Origin of the sequence: Anaeromyxobacter paludicola (assembly GCF_023169965.1) — a bacterium.
GTDB classification, from domain to species: domain Bacteria; phylum Myxococcota; class Myxococcia; order Myxococcales; family Anaeromyxobacteraceae; genus Anaeromyxobacter_B; species Anaeromyxobacter_B paludicola.
Genome location: NZ_AP025592.1, coordinates 131,462 through 149,263 on the forward strand (window position 1 = coordinate 131,462; position 17,802 = coordinate 149,263).

Sequence of the window (17,802 nt, forward strand, 5' to 3'; positions counted from 1 at the left end):
GGACACTCCATGGGGAAGAGGAAGACCGTCCTCATCGTGGACGACTCGCCCGCCATCCTCGACGCGCTCTCCGCCGCGTTCGAGGACGCCGGCTACGACGTGGGCGAGGCCCGCGACGGCGAGGAGGTCTTCCGCAAGATGGCGGCGCTCGACCCGGACGCGCTGCTCCTCGACATCTACATGCCCAAGATCAACGGCACCGACGTGTGCCGGCTGGTCAAGGCGCACCCCCACTGGAAGAAGACCTACCTCGTGCTCATGAGCTCGCGCCTGTCCGACAAGGAGCTCGCCGACTACCGGCGGCTCGGCGCGGACGTGGTCCTGCGCAAGCCCTTCGACCCCGCCGAGGTGGTCGCGGCGGTCGGCGAGGCCATCGGCGCTCCGGAGCCGGCAGCCTGATCCACGGCCGGCCGTCGCCGTGAGCATCGACTTCGCAGCCGCCGATCCCAGCGCCGCCCGGCGCGAGCTGCTCGCGACCTGGGCCAAGGTCGTCGCCATGCTGGCGGTGGGCTGGCAGCTCTTCCGGCTCGATCCGACCGGGCTGCTGCGCGGCAACGCCGCCGGGCTCGCCGCCTTCCTCTTCATCTGGTACCCGGACCACAAGCTCCACCACCGCGGCGAGCGCTGGCCGGACCACGGCTTCCCGTGGTGGGGGCTCGGCGACCGGCGCACCTGGCGCGCCTGGGCCCGCGGCGTGGCGCTCGCCTTCGCCCTGGCCGTGCTGGTGTTCCCGGTCTTCTTCGCCGGGTTCTGGACCTACGGCTGGCTGCTCCCGAAGCTCCCCGAGGCGCTCACCCGGATCGTCGGCCCCTACTACCTGCCGGCCGCGTTCCACCTGCGGCTGCCGGAGCGGCCGCTGCTCCTCGTCCTGAACCAGTTCCTGGTGGTGGCCCTCCCCGAGGAGCTCTTCTACCGGGGGTGGATGCAGTCCACCTTCGCGGCCAGCCACCCCCAGCGCGGGCGGGTGGTCTTCGGCGCGCGGCTCGGCTACGGCTTCGTCCTGACGCAGCTCCTCTTCGCGCTCGGGCACCTGGTCGTGCCGCAGCCGTGGCGGCTCGCCACCTTCTTCCCGGGGCTGGTGTTCGGCTGGCTCCGCGCCCGGACGGGCAACCTCGCCGCGCCCATCGCGTTCCACGCGTTCTCGAACATCTTCATCGCCGTGCTCGAGGCGATGTTCTACGGAGCCTGACCATGCCGGGGACCATCCGCGAGATGCTGGAGGAGCTGGAGGAGCGGACGCTCCACCCGCGGGCCGCGCGCTCGGCCGCGAGCCGCGGCCGCGAGGCGCCCGAGCCGGAGGACGAGATGCGGCCGGTGTTCCAGCGCGACCGCGACCGGCTCCTGCACTGCAAGAGCTTCCGGCGGCTCAAGGGCAAGACGCAGGTGTTCCTCGCCCCGAAGGGCGACCACTACCGCACCCGGCTCACCCACACCCTCGAGGTCTCGCAGGTCGCCCGCTCCATCGCGCGGGCGCTGCGGCTCAACGAGATGCTGGTCGAGGCGATGGTGATGGGGCACGACCTCGGCCACACGCCCTTCGGCCACGCCGGCGAGCGGGTGCTGAACGAGCTCGTGCCCGGGGGCTTCCACCACTCCTCGCAGAGCCTGCGGGTGGTCGAGGTGCTCGAGCGCGACGGGCGCGGCCTCAACCTCACCGCCGAGGTGCGGGACGGCATCCTGCGCCACTCGAAGGGGCGCGGGCAGGTCCTCATGAAGGGCACCGGCGCGAAGGCGCTCACGCTCGAGGCCGAGATCGTGCGGCTCGCCGACGTCATCGCCTACGTGAACCACGACCTCGACGACGCGGTGCGCGCCGGGCTGCTCTCGGAGGAGGAGGTCCCCGCCGACATCCGCCGGGTGGTGGGGGATCGGACCAGCTCGCGGCTCGCCGCCCTCATCGGCGACGTGGTGCGCGCCTCGGATCTCGACGGCGGCGGGCACATCGAGATGAGCCCGGAGGTCCACGGGGCGCTGCTCGCCCTGCGCGACTTCCTCTACCGGCGCGTCTACGAGAACCCGGTGGTCCACGACGAGTTCGTGAAGGCGCAGCGGATCCTGCGCGACGTCTTCACCTGGTGCCGCGAGGACCCCGAGCGCTGCGCCATCCGGTTCGGCGTGGCGCCGCGCGACGGCGAGCCGCCGGAGCGGGCCATCACCGACTTCGTCTCGGGGATGACCGACCGCTTCGCGCTCGAGACCTGGGACGGGCTCTTCCGGCCGCGCCCCTGGGCCATCGTCTAGCCGCGCTCGAGGGCCTCGAGCGGCGGCGCGAGGCCGGCGCTCCCGAGGCGCTGCTCCAGGTCACGCAGGAAGAGCTCCGGGCCGCTCACGCGCCAGGCGACGTCCACGCCCTCCACCCGCGCGCCCGGCCCGGGGCCGGACGCGGCGAGCGCGGCGGCCTCGGCCGCGGTGAGGCCCGGCGCGAGCACGCCGAGCCGCTGCAACCCGAGCCGTCCCAGGTGCGCGCGCGGGAAGAGCTGCTTCAGCCGCTCCGCGCCGGCCCGCAGGAACGCCGGCGAGAGGGCCACGGCCAGGAGCCCCAGCGGCGCCCGCCGCTCGGTGGCGCGCACCGACTCCACCTCGAGCGCCTGGGCGAAGGCCTCGCGGCCGAGCAGGTCGAGCTCCTCGTCGAGGTAGTCGAGGTAGCGGAAGCTGGCGGGCGGCGAGAGGGGGTGCCGGCGGCGCTCGCGCCAGTCGAGCTCGGCGACCACGCGCTTCGCGAGCACCCCGAGCAGCTCGAGGTCGAAGTAGCCGAACGCGCGCGGCTCGAAGTCGAGGATGCAGAGGGTCCCGAGCGCCTCGCCGATCCGGTTGAAGAGGGGCACGCCGGCGTAGAAGCGCAGGTGGACGTCGCGGACCAGCCGGTTGGCCGAGAAGAACGGATGCGCCGAGGCGTCGTGGACCACCAGCGCGGCGCGGGCGGCCACCGCGTGCGTGCAGAAGGAGTCCTCGCGCGGGGTGCCGCGGGCCTCCGCGAGCGGGCCGGTGAGGCCACAGAACGCGTGCCAGTACTGCCGGTCGGCGGTGACGATCGAGACCAGGCAGACGGGGACGTCGAAGAGCCGCGCCACCCGCTCGCTGAACCGCTGCAGGGCGTCGGTGGGCGCCGGCTCGTCGAGACGCAGGGAGAAGATCTCGCGGAGCCGGGCGCTCTCGTCGGGCGGGGCCGCGGCGGTCGGGGCCGCCGGCGCGCCGCTCGCCCCCGCGCCCCGCCCGGCCGCGGCGCAGAGCCGCGTCACCCGGGCGACGAGCGCGTCGGCGTCGTAGGGCTTCGAGAGGACGTCGGCCGCCCCGGCGGCCCTGGCGCGCGCCAGGAAGCCGTCGAAGGCCGACACCGCCAGCACCGGCGCCCGCGGTCCGGGTCGCGCGGCGTACTCGGCCATGAAGCCGAAGCCGTCGAGCTCCGGCATCATGAGGTCGGTGACGATGACGTCGGGGCGCGTCCGCGCGAGCACCGAGAGCGCCTGCCGGCCGTCCCGGGCCGTCACCGTGGCGAACACCTCGAGCTCCAGGATCTCGGCCGCCAGGGCCGCGAGATCCGGCTCGTCGTCCACCACCAGCACCAGCTTCCGGTCGGCAGGGCTCATGCGCGGTTCCCATCGGGGAGGAGCGTCGCCCGCAGCGGCGGGGCCGCTCAGGCGCCCGCGGCCGCGCCGAGCGGCGACACCGTGACCTGCAGGGCCCGGCTCACCGCGACGGCGCTCCCCTCCGGCACCTCGATGAAGCCGTTCTGCTGCTGGAGCTGGCTCGCCATGCAGACCGCCTTCACCACGCGGTGGGCCCGCAGGCGGGGGTCGCTCTCGGGGGTGGCGGCGTCGATGTCGTGGAGCGCGCAGGGGACGATGCCCTCCAGGAGCGCGTAGTGGAGCGGCCGGCCCCGCCGCACCGCCACCAGGATGCGGCCGTTGGTGGCGAGCAGGGTGAGGGCGCTCGTCCGCTGCACCCCGGCCTCGCGGCACCAGGCGTCCACCTGGCGCACCGTGCGGGCGAGCGCCTGGGCGGCGGCCGCCGGCTCGAGGTCGTAGTCGTCGAGCTCGTGCCCCGCCTTCTTGAGCAGGTCGAGGAAGGCCACGAACACGTGCTCGGCGTCGGTCTCGCCCTCGACGTGCCGGCGCAGGTGGTCGGGCACGGCGGCCAGCAGCAGCGGCCTTACCTGGGCGAAGCCCTCGACCGTCCCGTCCTGGGCGAAGAGCCAGCGCCGGTAGCGGAAGGGGTGGGTGTTCTCGTCCTTCAGCCCGCCCACCGTGGCGTAGCGCGCGTGGGCCACCAGCGCCTCGCTGTGGATGGCGCCGGTCAGGCCGGACAGGCGGAGCAGGCTCGGCGCGCCGCTCGGCCGCTTGCCGATGAGCACGCCCCCCGAGCTGTAGTAGCCGAAGCCGTAGGCGTCGGGCGCGCGGCCCGGCTCCGAGAGGGAGACGTGCGGGTCGAGCCGCCGCAGCTGGCACGCCAGCAGGCTGGGGTCGGTCTGGATCACTGCGACAGCTGCCGCCATTCACGTCTCCTCGCGACTCGCGCGCACCCCCGCGGGATGCTCTCCCCGGAGCCGCCGCGCGACGCCCTGCTCCCATAACGAAGGATAGGAAGAGGATCGAAGGTTTGACAGCATCCCTGCCCGGAAACTAGGATCCGCCCCAAACCAGCGAAACACCTGGGAAATCATGAGCGACGACATCGCGGTGGGGATCGATCTCGGGACGAGCTACAGCTGCGTGGCCGCCGCCCTGGAGGGGGCGCCGCGGGTCATCCCCAACGAATGGGGCGAGCGCACGCACGCCTCGGTGGTGAGCTTCCTCGAGGACGGCACCGTCCTCGTGGGGAACGACGCCAAGAAGAACATCATCACGCACGCCGAGCGCACGGTGTACTCGGCCAAGCGGCTCATCGGCCGCTTCTTCTTCTCCGACGAGGTGAAGAAGGCCCAGGCGGTGATGCCGTACAAGATCGTCGAGGGGTCCAACAACTCGGTCCGGATCCAGATCGGCGAGCAGGTCCTCGCCATCCCGGAGATCTCCGCGCTGGTGCTGAAGGAGATGAAGGCCATCGCCGAGACCTCGCTCGGCCGGCCGGTGACCAAGGCGGTCATCACCTGCCCCGCCTACTTCAACGACAACCAGCGCCAGGCCACCAAGGACGCGGGCAAGATCGCCGGGCTCGAGGTGCTGCGCATCATCAACGAGCCGACGGCGGCGGCGCTCGCCTACGGCTTCGGCAAGGACGTCACCCAGAAGCTCTGCGTCTACGACCTCGGCGGCGGCACCTTCGACGTCTCGATCCTCGAGATCGGCAAGGACGTCTTCGAGGTGCTCGCCACCGCCGGCGACACCTACCTCGGCGGCGACGACTTCGACGACCGGATCATGACCTGGCTCGCCGACGGCTTCCTCCAGGCGCACGGGCTCGACCTGCGCCAGAACAAGTTCTGCCTGCAGATGCTGAAGGAGGCCTCGGAGCGGGCCAAGATCGACGTCGGGCGCGAGGGGCGGGCCAGCATCCACGTGCCCGGCATCTGCCAGTCGCCCGAGGGCGAGGTGATCGACCTCGTGCAGTCGCTCGACGCCGAGGCCTTCAACAAGATGGTGATGGACCTCGTGCAGCGGACCTTCAAGGTCTGCGACGAGGCGCTCCAGTCGGCCCGGCTCACCGCCGGCGACATCGACGCGGTCATCCTGGTGGGCGGTCCGACCCGCCTGCCGGTCATCCGCAACAGCGTCCGCCACTACTTCCAGAAGGACCCGATGGCGGGCATCGACCCCGACGAGGTGGTGGCGCTCGGGGCGAGCATCCAGGCCGCGGCGCTGCTCGACCAGGGCGCGGCGGTCGCGGGCCAGGCGAGCTACCTGCTCGACGTGACGCCGCTCTCGCTGCGGGTCGCCACGGTGGGCGGCTTCACCGAGAAGATCATCGAGAAGAACACGCCCATCCCCATCGAGAAGTCGAAGACCTTCACCACCAGCCGCGACGGGCAGGACCGGGTCCGCATCCGCGTCTACCAGGGCGAGTCGAACAAGGTGGAGGGCTGCGAGCTGCTCGGGGAGTTCGAGTTCGCCGGGTTCCGCATCGGCCTGCGCGGCGAGGTGCAGATCCAGGTCACCTTCGAGATCGACTCGAACGGCATCGTGAACGTGTCGGCGCAGGACCTCGAGTCCGGCCAGCGGACCTCCACCACCATCAACCTCTCCTCCGGGCTCTCGGCGGCCGACCTGCAAAAGGCCATCGACAAGAACGCCGGGCTGGAGCTCGCGGTCCGCTCATGACCCCCGAGTTCCGCATCGAGGTGGAGGCGCTCGCCGGGGCGCTCGACTTCATCGACTACTTCGGCATCCTCAAGCTGCCGCAGAGCGCCGGGCTCGCGGAGGTCAAGGCCGCCTACTACCGGGAGTCGCGCGCCTACCACCCGGACCGCTTCGCCGCCCTGCCGGACGCCGAGCTGCGCGCCTGCATCGGCAAGATCTACCGGCGCGTCAACGAGGCCTACACCGTCCTGCGGGACGAGAAGCGGCGCGAGAAGTACCTCGCCGACATCAACGGCCCCGACCGCGACCGGAAGCTCCGCTTCACCGAGACCGAGGAGGCCCAGCTCAAGGAGGAGCAGAAGCGGAAGCTGGAGGAGCAGTTCGGCCAGACGCCCAACGGCCGGAAGCTCTACGCCACCGCCCTCCAGGAGCTCGCGGCCGGGCGGCTCGAGGCGGCCGAGCGGGCCCTCAAGACCGCGCTCATGTACGAGCCCGGCAACCCCCGCTTCCTCGAGCAGCTCGCGGCGGTCGAGAAGCAGAAGCCCAAGACCGACCCCTTCCGGATCAAGTGAACCTCGACCTCACCTGCGTCGCCCTGCTGGTCCTCGCCGCCCTCTCCGGCGCCTTCTCCGGGGCGCTCCGGCAGCTCTTGCAGGTCGGGGCGGGCGTGGCCGCCTTCCTCGCCGCCCGGGCCCTCGGCCCGAGCCTCGCGCTCGCCCTCTCGCGCCACCTGCCCGCGGCGGCCGCCGGCGCGCTGGCCCGGCTCGGCCTGTTCGTCACCGTGCTGGTGCTCGTCACCCTGCTCGGGCGGCTCCTCCTCTCCAGCCTCTTCGGCGAGGCGGTGCGCGGGCCCTCCGACCGGGCGCTCGGCGCGCTCCTCTCGGCCGCCAAGGGCGGGCTCGTGCTCTGGGCGGCGCTGTCGGCGCTGGCGCTCTATGACAGGCCCGTGCGGCTCGGGAGCGTGACGCTCGACCCGGCGGGCAGCGACTTCGCCGAGGCGGCGCGCGAGCACAACCTGCTCGCCGAGAGCCGGCTGCCGCAGGTGATGCGGCGGCTCGGCGGGGAGGCCCCGTGACCGTGGATCCCGCCCGCGACGCGCTCCTCGTGGTCGACGTGCAGGGGGACTTCCTCCCCGGCGGCGCCCTCGCGGTGCCGCACGGCGACGCCGTGGTCGAGCCCATCCGCCGGCTGCTCCCGCGCTTCGGCACGGTGGTCGCGACCCAGGACTTCCACCCGCCGGGCCACGTGAGCTTCGCCTCGGCGAGCGGGGCGGCACCCTACGCGGCCGGGCGCACCGCCGACGGGCGCGAGCAGACCTTCTGGCCCGACCACTGCGTGGCCGGCACCCCCGGGGCGGCGCTCGGGCCGGGCCTCGCGGCGGACCTCGACCGCTTCGCCACGCTCGTGCTGCGCAAGGGCACGCGCCAGGACACCGACAGCTACTCGGCCTTCCGCGAGAACCTCGACCCCGCCGGCCGGCGCCCCTCCACCGGGCTCGGGGCCTGGCTCGGCGCGCGCGGCGTCCGCCGGGTGGTGGTGGCCGGCCTCGCCCTCGACTTCTGCGTGGGCTGGACGGCGCGCGACGCCGTGGCCGAGGGCTTCCAGGCGGGGGTGTACCTGCCCGGCGCCCGCGCGGTGTTCCCGGAGCACGACGCGCGGACGCTCGCGGAGCTCGAGGCGGCCGGCGTCGCGATCCTGCGCGCGCCGCTCTAGCCGCCGCTCCGCAGGGTCCAGCCGATCATCTTGTAGAGCAGCCGGGCGCCCACGTTGGCGTCCCACTCGTCGCCCTCGGGCCCGGGCGCGACCTCCACCAGGTCGAACCCCACGATGCGCCGGCCGCTCTCGACCACCCCGCGCAGGAGCGCGCAGGCCATCTGGAACGAGAGGCCGCCCGGCACCGGGGTGCCGGTGTGGGGGCAGAGCACCGGGTCGAGCCCGTCGATGTCGAACGAGAGGTGCACGTCGCGGGGCAGGGCGGCGACGATGCGGGCCACCTGCGCGCCCCAGGTCTCGCCCTCGAAGCGGGCGTTGGCGAGCAGCTGGTCGTGGAAGGTGACCACCCGGCCGCCGGAGGCCTCGACGTAGGCGGCCTCGGCGTCGGACTGGTCGCGGATGCCGACCTGCACGATGCGCGCGACGCCGGGGAGCCGCTCGGCGACGTTGTGCATGATCGAGGCGTGGCTGAAGGTGAAGCCCTCGTAGGCCACCCGGAGGTCGGCGTGGGCGTCGAGGTGGAGCACGCCGACGCCGGGGTGCGCCTCGGCCACCGCGGCGATGGCGCCGTAGCTCACCGCGTGGTCGCCGCCGACGACGCCGGCCCGCTTCCCCCGGGCGAGGAGGCGCGACACCTGCCCCTCGACCCAGCCGTTGACCCGCTCCGAGGCGGCGTTCACCCGCGCCGCCGCGGCGAGCAGGTCCGGCCGGTCGGGGGAGACCCCGCCCTCGGCGATGACCAGCTCCGCCTGGACGCGGGCGGCGCGGTCGAGCTGGGCGAGCTCCGCCGGCGAGGGGAGCATGTGGATGCCGGCCTCGTAGGGGCGGCCGGTCTCCACGTCGAACAGGTCCACCTGCCGGCTCGCCTCCCGGATGGCCTCCGGGCCGCGGGCCGCGCCGCCGCCGTAGGAGGTGGTGGCCTCGAACGGCACCGGCACCAGCACCACCCCGGCCTCCTCCTCGGAGTGGGGCAGGCCGTAGACGCCGGAGCCGGGGAGGGCGGCGGCGGAGGGATCGAAGGCGGTGGCCATGGCGCTACTTCTTCTTGGTCTTGCCGGCCGACTTCATCTCGGAGAGGGCGCCCGCGCCCGGGTGCTTCTTCAGGTGGGCCTTCTGCAGCGCCCCGAAGAGCTCCGGCAGACGGGCGTAGAGCCGCTTCGGCTTGCGCTTCTTGCGGGTGGCGAGGGCGTAGGCGAAGACCAGCGGCGCCGCCAGCGTGCTGTCGGCGTAGAGCACCACGTGGTTCTTGATCATCTCCGCCTGCACCTTGCCCCAGCTGATCGCCTCGCTGGGCGTCGCGCCGGAGAGGCCGCCCCACTGCGGCGAGTCGGTCGAGATCTGCAGCACGAACTCGTGGCCGCCGCGGTTGAGGTCGAGGATCTGCCAGAGCGTGGGCTGGGTCTGCAGGTAGAAGTTCTTGGGGGAGCCGCCGCCCAGGATCACCACGCCGTTCTTGTCGGCGTCGTAGACGATCGACGTCGAGAGCAGCACGTCGAGGTCGGGGTCCACGGTGGTCTTGCCGCCGCGGAGCTTCATGGCCGCGACGTTCATGCCGATCGAGGAGTCGCCGGGCGAGCTCGTGAAGACCGGGACGTCGTACTTCGCGGCGGTGCAGAGGAAGCTCTTCTCCGGCAGCGGCGCGTTCTTCCAGGCCACGTCGGCGAGGTAGCGGTGGAGCTGCGGCGTGGAGATGTTGCCCTGCAGGTCCGCCGGGGCCTTCTCGAGCGCCTCGCGCACGAAGGCGTCGGTGTCGAGGAGCGAGTCCTCGGTGATGAAGATGTCGTAGATGCGCTCGACGCCGGCCCGGTAGAGCTCCTTGTCGTCCACGTTGAAGTGGCCCTGCACCACCGGCAGCTTCAGGGCGAAGTGGAGGTCGTGGTAGATGTTCGCGCCCGTCGAGATGATCAGGTCCACGAAGCCGGCCTCGATCATCGCCTGGATGGCGCCGCCCATGCCGGCCGGCGTCATGGCGCCGGTGACGGTGAGGGCGATGGTCGCGCCCGAGTCGATCATCCGGCCGAACAGGTCGCACGCCTCCGCGAGGCGGCCGCCGTTGAAGGCGCCGGCCTTGCGGTACACGTCGACGAGCTCCTCGACGGTCATCCCGGGCGAGAGCTTCATCGGCTCGACCGGCGGGCGCGACAGGTACCGCTTGCGGAGCTGCTTCGGGGTGGGCTGGGCCATATGGGCCGCGGAAATTAGCGGCTCCGGCGGCGGGGCGTCAAGGCGCGCGGGCGGGCCGGGCGCCGGGCGGCCGGCTAGGGCCGGCGGGACTCGAGCGCCTCGAGCTCGGCCGCGCTCATGGTCACGGAGCCGAAGGTGCGGTCGGGCGTGATGGTCGGGCCGTGGTAGTCGGACCCGGCCGTGGGCACGAGCCCGAGCTCGGCGGCGCAGCGCAGGTACTTCCCGCGGACCGAGGGGTTGTGGTCGCAGTGGTAGATCTCGATCCCGTCCAGGCCGGCCTCCGCCAGCCGCGCCAGCTCGCCGCGCTCGAGCCGGTTCACCCCGGGGTGGGCGATGGTGGCGGTCCCGCCGGCGGCGTGGACCATCCGGATGGCCTCCTCGGCCGGGAGCCGGTAGCGGCCGACGTAGGCCGGCCGCCCCTCCCCGAGGTACCGGTCGAAGGCCTCGCGCACCGTGGCGGCGTGCCCCCCCTCGACGAGCGCCCGCGCCACGTGGGGCCGGCCCAGGGTCTTCCCGCCGCTGAACCGCTCCACCTGCTCCGGCCGGAGCGGGATGCCGAGCCCGGCGAGCTTCTGGATGATCTCGCCCATGCGCACCCGCCGCTTCTCCGCGAGCAGGTCCTCGAAGCCGCGGAGCGCCTTGGAGGCCGGGTCCACGAAGTGGCCGAGGAGGTGCACCTCGCGCCGCTCCAGGTGGACCGAGAGCTCGATCCCCGGGACGAAGCGGAGGCCGTGCGCCGCGGCCGCCTCGGCGCCGGCGGGGAGGGCGGCGATCGAGTCGTGGTCGCACAGGGCCCAGACGGCCAGCCCCCCGGCCGCTGCCCGGGCGGCCACCTCGGCGGCCGGGAACTCCCCGTCCGAGGCGGTGGAGTGGGAATGGAGGTCGATCACGTGGGCGCTCGCAGCGGTTGGCTCTGGCATGAACCGTCGGCCTCCGTCTGTTATGATAGCGCAACCCCTTCGGAAGGGACGTCCATGCAGCACGTACTCCGCATCTCCCGGAAGATCGACTACGGCCTGCGGGCGATGATCTACCTGTCGTCGATCCCCAAGGGCTCGGTCGTCCCCTTCCGTGAGATCGCGCGCCAGATGTGCGTCCCCGAGGACTTCCTCGCCAAGATCCTGAAGACGCTGGTGGACGAGGAGCTGGTGAAGAGCACCCGCGGCCCGCACGGCGGCTACTGCCTCGCCCGCGACGCCTCCGAGGTGAGCTTCCTCGACGTCATCGAGGCGGTCGAGGGGCCGATCGCCCTCAACGTCTGCCTGGACGGCGACGACGCCTGCGGCCACTCCGAGAGCTGCACCATGGTCTCGGTCTGGCGGCAGGGGCAGGAGAAGATGCTCGACGTCTACCGGCAGGCGAAGCTCTCCGAGCTCGCCTTCAAGCCGGACCTGGCCGGCCAGATCGGGCTCGTGCAGCTCGGCGGCCCGGTGGCGCCGCAGACCGAGCCGGTCGCGGATTAAAGGGGAGGGCGGGGCCCCGACGGCTTTGCCGGCGGGGCGGGACAGCACGTCCCGTAGAAATGAAAGGGGCGGACCTCGCGGCCCGCCCCTCCGTCATTTCAGGCTCGCCCGCGCTACCCGCGGAAGAAGTCGAGCGACCGCGCGGTCCACTCGACGAGCAGGCCCGGCGCGACGCCGAACACCAGCACCGCCGCCGAGAAGGCGCCGAGGAGCAGCCGGTGCCCGAAGGCCGCGCCCATCGGCTCGTCGCGGTAGGGCGACTCGAGGAACATCGCCCGCAGCACCCGCGCGTAGTAGTAGAGCGACACCGCCGAGTTGAGCGCGCCGCAGATGGCGAGGGCCATCCACCAGCTGCCGCCCGGCCCCCCCGCCCGCTCCAGCACGGCGAGGAACAGGTAGTACTTGCCGATGAAGCCGGCGAAGGGCGGGATCCCGGTGAGCGAGAAGAGGAAGACCGCGAAGGCGGTGGCCGCGAGCGGCGCGCGCTTCGCGAGGCCGCGGTACTCGAAGATCGACTCCGAGCCGGTGGTCTGGGCCACCACGATGACCGCCAGGAAGGCCCCCAGGTTCATGATCAGGTAGATCGACATGTAGATCATGACGCTCTGCATGCCGGTCTTGGAGAGGGCCGCGAGCCCCATGAGCGTGTAGCCCGCGTGGGCGATCGAGCTGTAGGCGAGGAGCCGCTTCAGGTTGGTCTGCGAGAGCGCGGTCAGGTTCCCGAGCGTCATGGTGATGGCCGAGACCACGCCGATGACCGCCGGCCAGGGGATGCCGGCCACCGCGGCGCCGAGCCCCTGGCCGTCGAAGAGGGCCGTGGAGGGATCGCCCGCCAGGGCGCCGTAGAAGAACCGCAGCGCCACCGCGAAGCCGGCCGCCTTGGGGCCGACCGAGAGGAAGGCGGTGAAGGGCGTCGGGGCGCCCTCGTACACGTCGGGGCACCACATGTGCCAGGGCACCGCCGCCACCTTGTAGCCGATGCCGGCGAGCACGAAGACCACCGACATGATGAGGGTGAGGCGCACCGCCGCCTCGCTCCCCATCGCCTGGGCCTGGGTCATGGTCTGGGAGAGGGCGCCGATGCGGCGGGCCAGCTCCGGCAGGTCGGAGGTGCCGGTCAGGCCGTAGAGGTAGCTCATCCCGAAGAGCATCACGCCGGAGGCGACGCCGCCGTAGATGACGTACTTCAGCGAGGCCTCCACCGCCTTGCGGTCGCCCTTCTTGTAGCCGGTGAGGATGTAGCTGCCGATCGAGACCAGCTCGAGCGACAGGTAGATCATGAGCAGGTTGGCCGAGCTCGCCATGAGGAACATGCCGAGCACGACCGTGAGCAGGATGGCCTGGAACTCGCCGGCGCGCTCCGGCCGGATGTCCTTGGCCTGGGCCGAGATCACCACCGTGATGGCCGCGGCCGCGAGGAACAGCCACTTGAAGAAGATCGCCAGGGCGTCGTTGGCGATCATCCCGTTGAAGAGCATCTGCGCGGTGGGCGGCTGCGCCGCGAGCAGCGCCGCGGCGACGCCCAGGACGGCCAGGGTGGCCGTGGAGAGGCGCCAGACCCGGTTCTCCGCCTTCCGCCAGACGAGGTCGAGCAGGAAGAGCGCCACCGCGCCGAAGGTGAGCGCCAGCTCCGGCCGGAACCAGGCCGTGCTGCGGAGGTTCTCCTCGATGAAGGGCAGGTAGTCCATGCCGTGTCCCGTGGGCCTCCCGGCCTAGAGCCGGATGCTCGCGACGAGCGAGTGGAGGGTGCCGTTGATCACCCCGAGCACCGCCTGCGGGTAGAAGCCGAGGACGATGGCGATGACGCCGAGCGGGTAGAGGCTGATGCGCTCGCGCCAGGCGAGGTCGGGGAAGCCGCGGTAGGCCTCGTTGAGCTTGCCGAGGAACATCCGGTGGATGGCCCAGAGGTAGTAGGCGGCGGTCAGGATGACGCTCGTCGCCGAGATGATGGTGTAGGTCATGAACACCGGGAACGAGCCGGAGAACACCATGAACTCGGAGATGAAGCCGCAGAGGCCGGGGAGGCCGAGCGAGGCGAAGAAGGCGAGCCCCATGATCGCGGTGTACTCGGGCAGCGCCTGGGCGAGGCCGCCGAAGCGCTCGATCTCGCGGTGGTGGGCGCGGTCGTAGATCACGCCCACGATGAGGAACAGCATCGGGCTGATGATGCCGTGGGTGAAGAGGTTCAGCACCGCGCCGGAGATGCCGGCCGGCGTGAGCGCCGCCATCCCGAGCAGGCTGAAGCCCATGTGCGAGACCGAGGAGTAGGCGATGAGCTTCTTGAGGTCCTTCTGCGCGAGGCAGACGAACGCCGCGTAGACGATGTTGATGGTCCCGAACACCGCCATGGCGTTGGCCGCCCAGCGGGTGGCGTCGGGGAGCATCCCGTAGTTGAAGCGGAGGATGCCGTAGATGCCCATCTTGAGGAGCACGCCGGCCAGGATGACCGAGATGGGCGTGGGGGCCTCGACGTGGGCGTCGGGCAACCAGGTGTGGAAGGGGAACATCGGGATCTTGATGGCGAACCCGATGAAGAGGGCCACGAAGACGATCTTGGTGAAGCCGAACCCGAGGATGGGCGCGGCCGAGGCGAAGACGCCGGCCTGGCCCTGCGCGGCCAGCTCGAGCAGGTTGAAGGTGTGCTGGTTCGAGAGCGTGCCGTCGCCGAGCGGCGCGGCGTGGCTCTGGTAGTAGATGGCGATGATGGCGAGCAGCATCAGCACCGAGCCCGCCAGCGTGTAGAGGAAGAACTTGATGGCCGCGTACTCCTTGCGCGGGCCGCCCCAGATGCCGATGAGGAAGTACATCGGCAGGAGCATGACCTCCCAGAACACGTAGAAGAGGAACATGTCGAGGGAGACGAAGGTCCCCATCATGCCGGTCTGGAGGAGGAGGAGCAGGGCCATGTAGCCCGGCACCATCCGCACCGAGAAGTGCTTGGGGTGGTGCGGGTCCTCGTGGCCGTCGTCCTCCATGCCGGCGAGGTGCTTCGCCTTGGCGGAGGTCCACCAGGGCATCGAGGCGATGGTGGCCACGAAGCTGATGAGCCCGGAGAGGAGCACCATCGAGATGGAGAGGCCGTCGACGCCGACGAAGTAGTCGACGTTGAACTGGCGGATCCAGACGAAGTGGTGGACCAGCTGCACGCCGGTCTGGCGGCCGGCGACGGCGAGGCCGGGGGCCGACGGGTCGTACATCCGCCAGGCGGCGATCGCGGCCACGAGCGAGAGGCCCGAGGCCACGAGGGCGATGGCCCGCGAGGCCTCGTCCACCGCGCGCTTCTCGAGGGCGCCGAGGGCGCGGGCGATCATCAGCACCGCGATGAGCGCGGCGCCGGCGGCGGGCACGAAGGTGGCCCAGGTGAGGACGGTCTGTTCGCTGAACATGTGCGTATCGCTCCTCGCGGCTACCGGACGACGAAGTTGAAGAGCACGAGGATCAGGGCGCCGGCCATGATCCCGTAGAGGTAGGTCTGCACCCGCCCGGTCTGGATCCGGCGCAGGCCGCGCCCGGACTCCATGAACAGGTTGGCGACGGCGGTGACCGCGCCGTCCACCAGGTACTTGTCGATGAGGCCGTCCACGTTGGCCACGAACCGCGTGACCGAGCCGGCGGCGTTCACGAGCCAGTCCACGACGTTGGCGTCGATCCAGCTCATCAGGGCGGCGAACCTGAGCGCCGGGCCGAGCACGACGCGCTGGTAGAGCTCGTCCACGTAGTACTTGTTGAAGACCACCGTCCAGGCGCCCATGAAGCGGGCCTTGAGCGCCTCGAGCGCGGCGTGCTTCTGGTCGTCCTTGTAGAGCGCGCGGGCGCAGACCCAGCCGACGACGCCGGCGCCGACGCCGACCGCCTGGAAGAGGAACTCCATCCAGTGCGGCTGCTCGGCGAAGGGGACCTCGGCGACGAGGACCGGCTCGAGCCAGTGCTCGAGGGCCGGCGGGAGGTGGGACCAGGCGGTCGGGATGCCGAGCAGCGACACCAGCACCGCGCCGGCGGCCAGGGTGACGAGGACGAAGGTGATGCTGAGCGGCGACTCGTGCGGCGTGCCGCCGTGGTGGCCGTGGCCGCCGTGCGCGTCGTGCGCCGCGTGGGCGTCGTGGCCGTGCGCCGTGTGCGCGTCGTGCCCGTGGGCCTGGGCGAGGTGGGCGGCGTGCTCCTCCTGGGCCTTGGCGATGGCGTGCAAGGCGCCGTCCTGCGGGTGGGCGCGGGTGGAGTGGTGCGGCGCGGCGAAGGCGACGTGCGGATCCTCGTCGTGCTCGTCGTGGTGCCCCGCGCCCCCGCGGTAGGTCCCGCTGAAGGTCATGTAGTAGCTGCGGAACATGTAGAAGGCGGTGCCGGTCGCGGCGACGATGCCGACGAGGTAGATGAGCGGCCCGAGCCAGGGGGTGGGCACGCCGAAGAGCTCGAGGTGCCGCTGGGTGAAGGCCTTCCAGAGGATCTCGTCCTTCGAGTAGAAGCCGCTCGCCCAGGGGAAGCCGGCGATGGCCCAGCAGGCGATGAGGTAGGTCCACCGCGTGATGGGCATGTGCTTCGAGAGCCCGCCCATCTTCCGCATGTCCTGCTCGTGGTGGCAGCCCAGGATCACCGAGCCCGACCCGAGGAAGAGCGTCGCCTTGAAGAAGGCGTGGGTGAGCAGGTGGTAGGTGCCGGCCCAGTAGGCGCCGACGCCGACGCCGATGAACATGAAGCCGAGCTGCGAGACGGTCGAGTAGGCGAGGACCTTCTTGATGTCGTACTGGAAGAAGCCGATCGAGGCCGCGAAGATCGCGGTGACCGCGCCCACCAGCGCCACCCAGCCCATCGCCGAGGGGGAGAGGGCGAAGAGGAAGTTGAGGCGCGCCACCATGTAGACGCCGGCGGTGACCATGGTGGCGGCGTGGATGAGGGCCGACACCGGCGTCGGGCCGGCCATGGCGTCGGGGAGCCAGACGTAGAGCGGCAGCTGCGCGCTCTTGCCCATCGCGCCGACGAACAGGAACATCCCGATGAGGGTGAGGAGCGCGATCCCCCAGAGCTTCTGCTCCTTGAGGTGCTCCATCACGCCGGTCTTCTCGATGACCACCTGGTCGCGCAGCTCGCGGAAGTTCATGGTGGGGCCGACCTTCACCACCTGGCCCTCGCCCACCTCCACGGTCGGCGCCAGCGCCTTCGACTCGTCCGGGCCCGCCGCGCCGTCCACGGTGCGGAGCGCCGCGGCCGGCTCGTAGGCCGCGCCGCGCACGCCGGCCATCGCGCCCCAGCCGCCGCCCAGCCCCCAGAACAGGAGCAGGAGGCCGATGATGAAGCCGAAGTCGCCGAAGCGGTTGACCACGAAGGCCTTCATGCCGGCCGAGGCCTTCTCGCGGTCCTTGTAGTAGTAGCTGATGAGGCCGTAGGAGCAGAGCCCCACGCCCTCCCAGCCGAAGAACATGACGGCGAAGTTGTCCCCCATGACGAGGAGGAGCATCGAGAAGACGAAGAGGTTGAGCCAGGCGAAGAAGCGCCAGTAGGCCTCGACGTCGTCCCACATGTAGCCGACCGAGAAGACGTGGATGAGCGTGCCGATGAAGGTGATGATGAGGACCATCATCATCGACAGCGGATCGAGCGCGAACGCGAGGTCCACCGTGAGCCGGCCGGCGGTGAGCAGGTTCCAGAGGGTGTCCTGCAGGAACCGGTGCTCGGCGTCGAGCCCGTAGAGCTGCACGAAGGCCCGCACCGCCACCGCGAAGGCGCAGGCCATGGCGCCGATGGCGACGACGTGCACCACCTGCTTCTTGCCGGCCTTCTCGAAGAGCCGGCCGAACAGGGCGTTGAAGACCGCGCCCAGGAGCGGGAAGAGCGGGATGAGCCAGAGGTAGCTCACCGGGTGGACGAGGATGGGGGCCAGCTCTCGCGTCACGTGTTCCATCGTCACTCTCGGAGGGCGTCCGCGGCGCGGACGTCGATGGACTTGAAGGTCTGGAAGATGGCGAGGACGATGGCGAGGCCGACCGCCGCCTCCGCCGCCGCCAGCACGATGACGAACAGGGAGAAGACCTGTCCGGACACCCCGCCGACCACGTAGTGGTTGAAGGCGACGAGGTTCAGGTTGGCGGCGTTGAGGATGAGCTCGACGCCCATCAGCACGCCGACGCCGTTGCGGCGGGTCGCGACGGTGACGAGGCCGAAGCAGAAGAGCAGGGCCGCGACCACCAGGAAGTGAGGAAGCGAGACGTGCATGGTTC

The 17,802-nt window shown here is 71.5% G+C and carries 17 protein-coding genes; 8 read left to right on the forward strand and 9 right to left on the reverse strand.

From position 1 onward, the window contains the following. Window positions 1–9: 9 nt before the first annotated feature. From AMPC_RS00600 to AMPC_RS00610, 3 genes are read left to right on the forward strand one after another with little or no spacing between them, the layout of a single operon-like run. A complete protein-coding gene (locus tag AMPC_RS00600) occupies window positions 10–399 on the forward strand; it encodes a response regulator (RefSeq protein ID WP_248343582.1) in 390 nt (129 codons plus the stop codon). Between the two features lie 19 nt (window positions 400–418). Further along, window positions 419–1,189, forward strand: coding sequence for a myxosortase MrtX (mrtX, locus tag AMPC_RS00605; protein ID WP_248343583.1), 771 nt, complete (start codon window positions 419–421; stop codon window positions 1,187–1,189). Between the two features lie 2 nt (window positions 1,190–1,191). Continuing rightward, a complete protein-coding gene (locus AMPC_RS00610; RefSeq protein WP_248343584.1) occupies window positions 1,192–2,241 on the forward strand; it encodes a deoxyguanosinetriphosphate triphosphohydrolase in 1,050 nt (349 codons plus the stop codon). Here the strand turns inward: AMPC_RS00610 and AMPC_RS00615 are convergent. Both AMPC_RS00615 and AMPC_RS00620 read right to left on the reverse strand, forming a co-directional pair. Then, a complete protein-coding gene (locus tag AMPC_RS00615) occupies window positions 2,238–3,587 on the reverse strand; it encodes a response regulator (RefSeq protein ID WP_248343585.1) in 1,350 nt (449 codons plus the stop codon). The genes AMPC_RS00610 and AMPC_RS00615 overlap by 4 nt on opposite strands. A gap of 47 nt (window positions 3,588–3,634) precedes the next feature. Then, window positions 3,635–4,492, reverse strand: a complete 858-nt coding sequence (locus AMPC_RS00620; protein ID WP_248343586.1) for a class II glutamine amidotransferase — start codon at window positions 4,490–4,492, stop codon at window positions 3,635–3,637. 166 nt (window positions 4,493–4,658) lie between these two features. Here AMPC_RS00620 and AMPC_RS00625 point away from each other — a divergent pair, with 166 nt between their 5' ends. Genes AMPC_RS00625 through AMPC_RS00640 form a run of 4 tightly spaced genes read left to right on the forward strand, consistent with a single transcriptional unit; the run spans window position 4,659 to window position 7,946 of the window. Continuing rightward, entirely contained in the window at window positions 4,659–6,254 is a 1,596-nt protein-coding gene (locus AMPC_RS00625) for an Hsp70 family protein (RefSeq protein WP_248343587.1), read from the forward strand. Next, complete coding sequence (locus AMPC_RS00630) at window positions 6,251–6,805, forward strand: J domain-containing protein (protein WP_248343588.1); 555 nt, start codon at window positions 6,251–6,253, stop codon at window positions 6,803–6,805. The genes AMPC_RS00625 and AMPC_RS00630 overlap by 4 nt, the downstream gene beginning before the upstream one ends. Continuing rightward, window positions 6,802–7,308 (forward strand): CvpA family protein, encoded by a 507-nt coding sequence (locus AMPC_RS00635; RefSeq protein ID WP_248343589.1) that lies wholly within the window; start codon window positions 6,802–6,804, stop codon window positions 7,306–7,308. The genes AMPC_RS00630 and AMPC_RS00635 overlap by 4 nt, the downstream gene beginning before the upstream one ends. Next, window positions 7,305–7,946 carry a nicotinamidase gene (locus AMPC_RS00640; protein ID WP_248343590.1) on the forward strand — a complete coding sequence of 214 codons (642 nt, stop codon included), beginning with the start codon at window positions 7,305–7,307 and terminating at the stop codon, window positions 7,944–7,946. Before AMPC_RS00635 ends, AMPC_RS00640 begins: the two co-directional genes overlap by 4 nt. On the opposite strand, the gene AMPC_RS00645 is transcribed toward AMPC_RS00640, so the two are convergent. The 3 genes from AMPC_RS00645 to AMPC_RS00655 all read right to left on the reverse strand — a co-directional run bounded on the left by AMPC_RS00645 (window position 7,943) and on the right by AMPC_RS00655 (window position 11,050). Beyond that, on the reverse strand, window positions 7,943–8,977 hold the full coding sequence (locus tag AMPC_RS00645; RefSeq protein ID WP_248343591.1) for an agmatinase family protein: 1,035 nt from the start codon (window positions 8,975–8,977) through the stop codon (window positions 7,943–7,945). The genes AMPC_RS00640 and AMPC_RS00645 overlap by 4 nt on opposite strands. A 4-nt stretch (window positions 8,978–8,981) precedes the next feature. Next, entirely contained in the window at window positions 8,982–10,130 is a 1,149-nt protein-coding gene (locus tag AMPC_RS00650; protein WP_248343592.1) for a homospermidine biosynthesis protein, read from the reverse strand. A 74-nt stretch (window positions 10,131–10,204) separates the two neighbouring features. After that, window positions 10,205–11,050: a PHP domain-containing protein gene (locus AMPC_RS00655; protein WP_248343593.1), complete on the reverse strand. Its 846-nt coding sequence runs from the start codon at window positions 11,048–11,050 to the stop codon at window positions 10,205–10,207. A gap of 54 nt (window positions 11,051–11,104) precedes the next feature. Between AMPC_RS00655 and AMPC_RS00660 the strand changes: the two genes are divergently transcribed. Then, entirely contained in the window at window positions 11,105–11,593 is a 489-nt protein-coding gene (locus AMPC_RS00660) for an RrF2 family transcriptional regulator (RefSeq protein ID WP_248343594.1), read from the forward strand. A gap of 113 nt (window positions 11,594–11,706) precedes the next feature. Here the strand turns inward: AMPC_RS00660 and AMPC_RS00665 are convergent, their stop codons facing one another. Genes AMPC_RS00665 through nuoK form a run of 4 tightly spaced genes read right to left on the reverse strand, consistent with a single transcriptional unit; the run spans window position 11,707 to window position 17,797 of the window. Then, on the reverse strand, window positions 11,707–13,281 hold the full coding sequence (locus AMPC_RS00665; RefSeq protein WP_248343595.1) for an NADH-quinone oxidoreductase subunit N: 1,575 nt from the start codon (window positions 13,279–13,281) through the stop codon (window positions 11,707–11,709). Between the two features lie 24 nt (window positions 13,282–13,305). Further along, the gene (locus AMPC_RS00670) at window positions 13,306–14,979 is read right to left on the reverse strand and encodes a complex I subunit 4 family protein (protein ID WP_248343596.1); all 1,674 of its coding nucleotides are present in this window, start codon (window positions 14,977–14,979) and stop codon (window positions 13,306–13,308) included. Window positions 14,980–14,999: 20 nt separating this feature from the next. After that, complete coding sequence (locus tag AMPC_RS00675; RefSeq protein WP_404800625.1) at window positions 15,000–17,486, reverse strand: proton-conducting transporter transmembrane domain-containing protein; 2,487 nt, start codon at window positions 17,484–17,486, stop codon at window positions 15,000–15,002. Window positions 17,487–17,488: 2 nt separating this feature from the next. Continuing rightward, window positions 17,489–17,797: an NADH-quinone oxidoreductase subunit NuoK gene (gene nuoK, locus AMPC_RS00680; RefSeq protein ID WP_248343598.1), complete on the reverse strand. Its 309-nt coding sequence runs from the start codon at window positions 17,795–17,797 to the stop codon at window positions 17,489–17,491. Window positions 17,798–17,802: the final 5 nt, after the last annotated feature.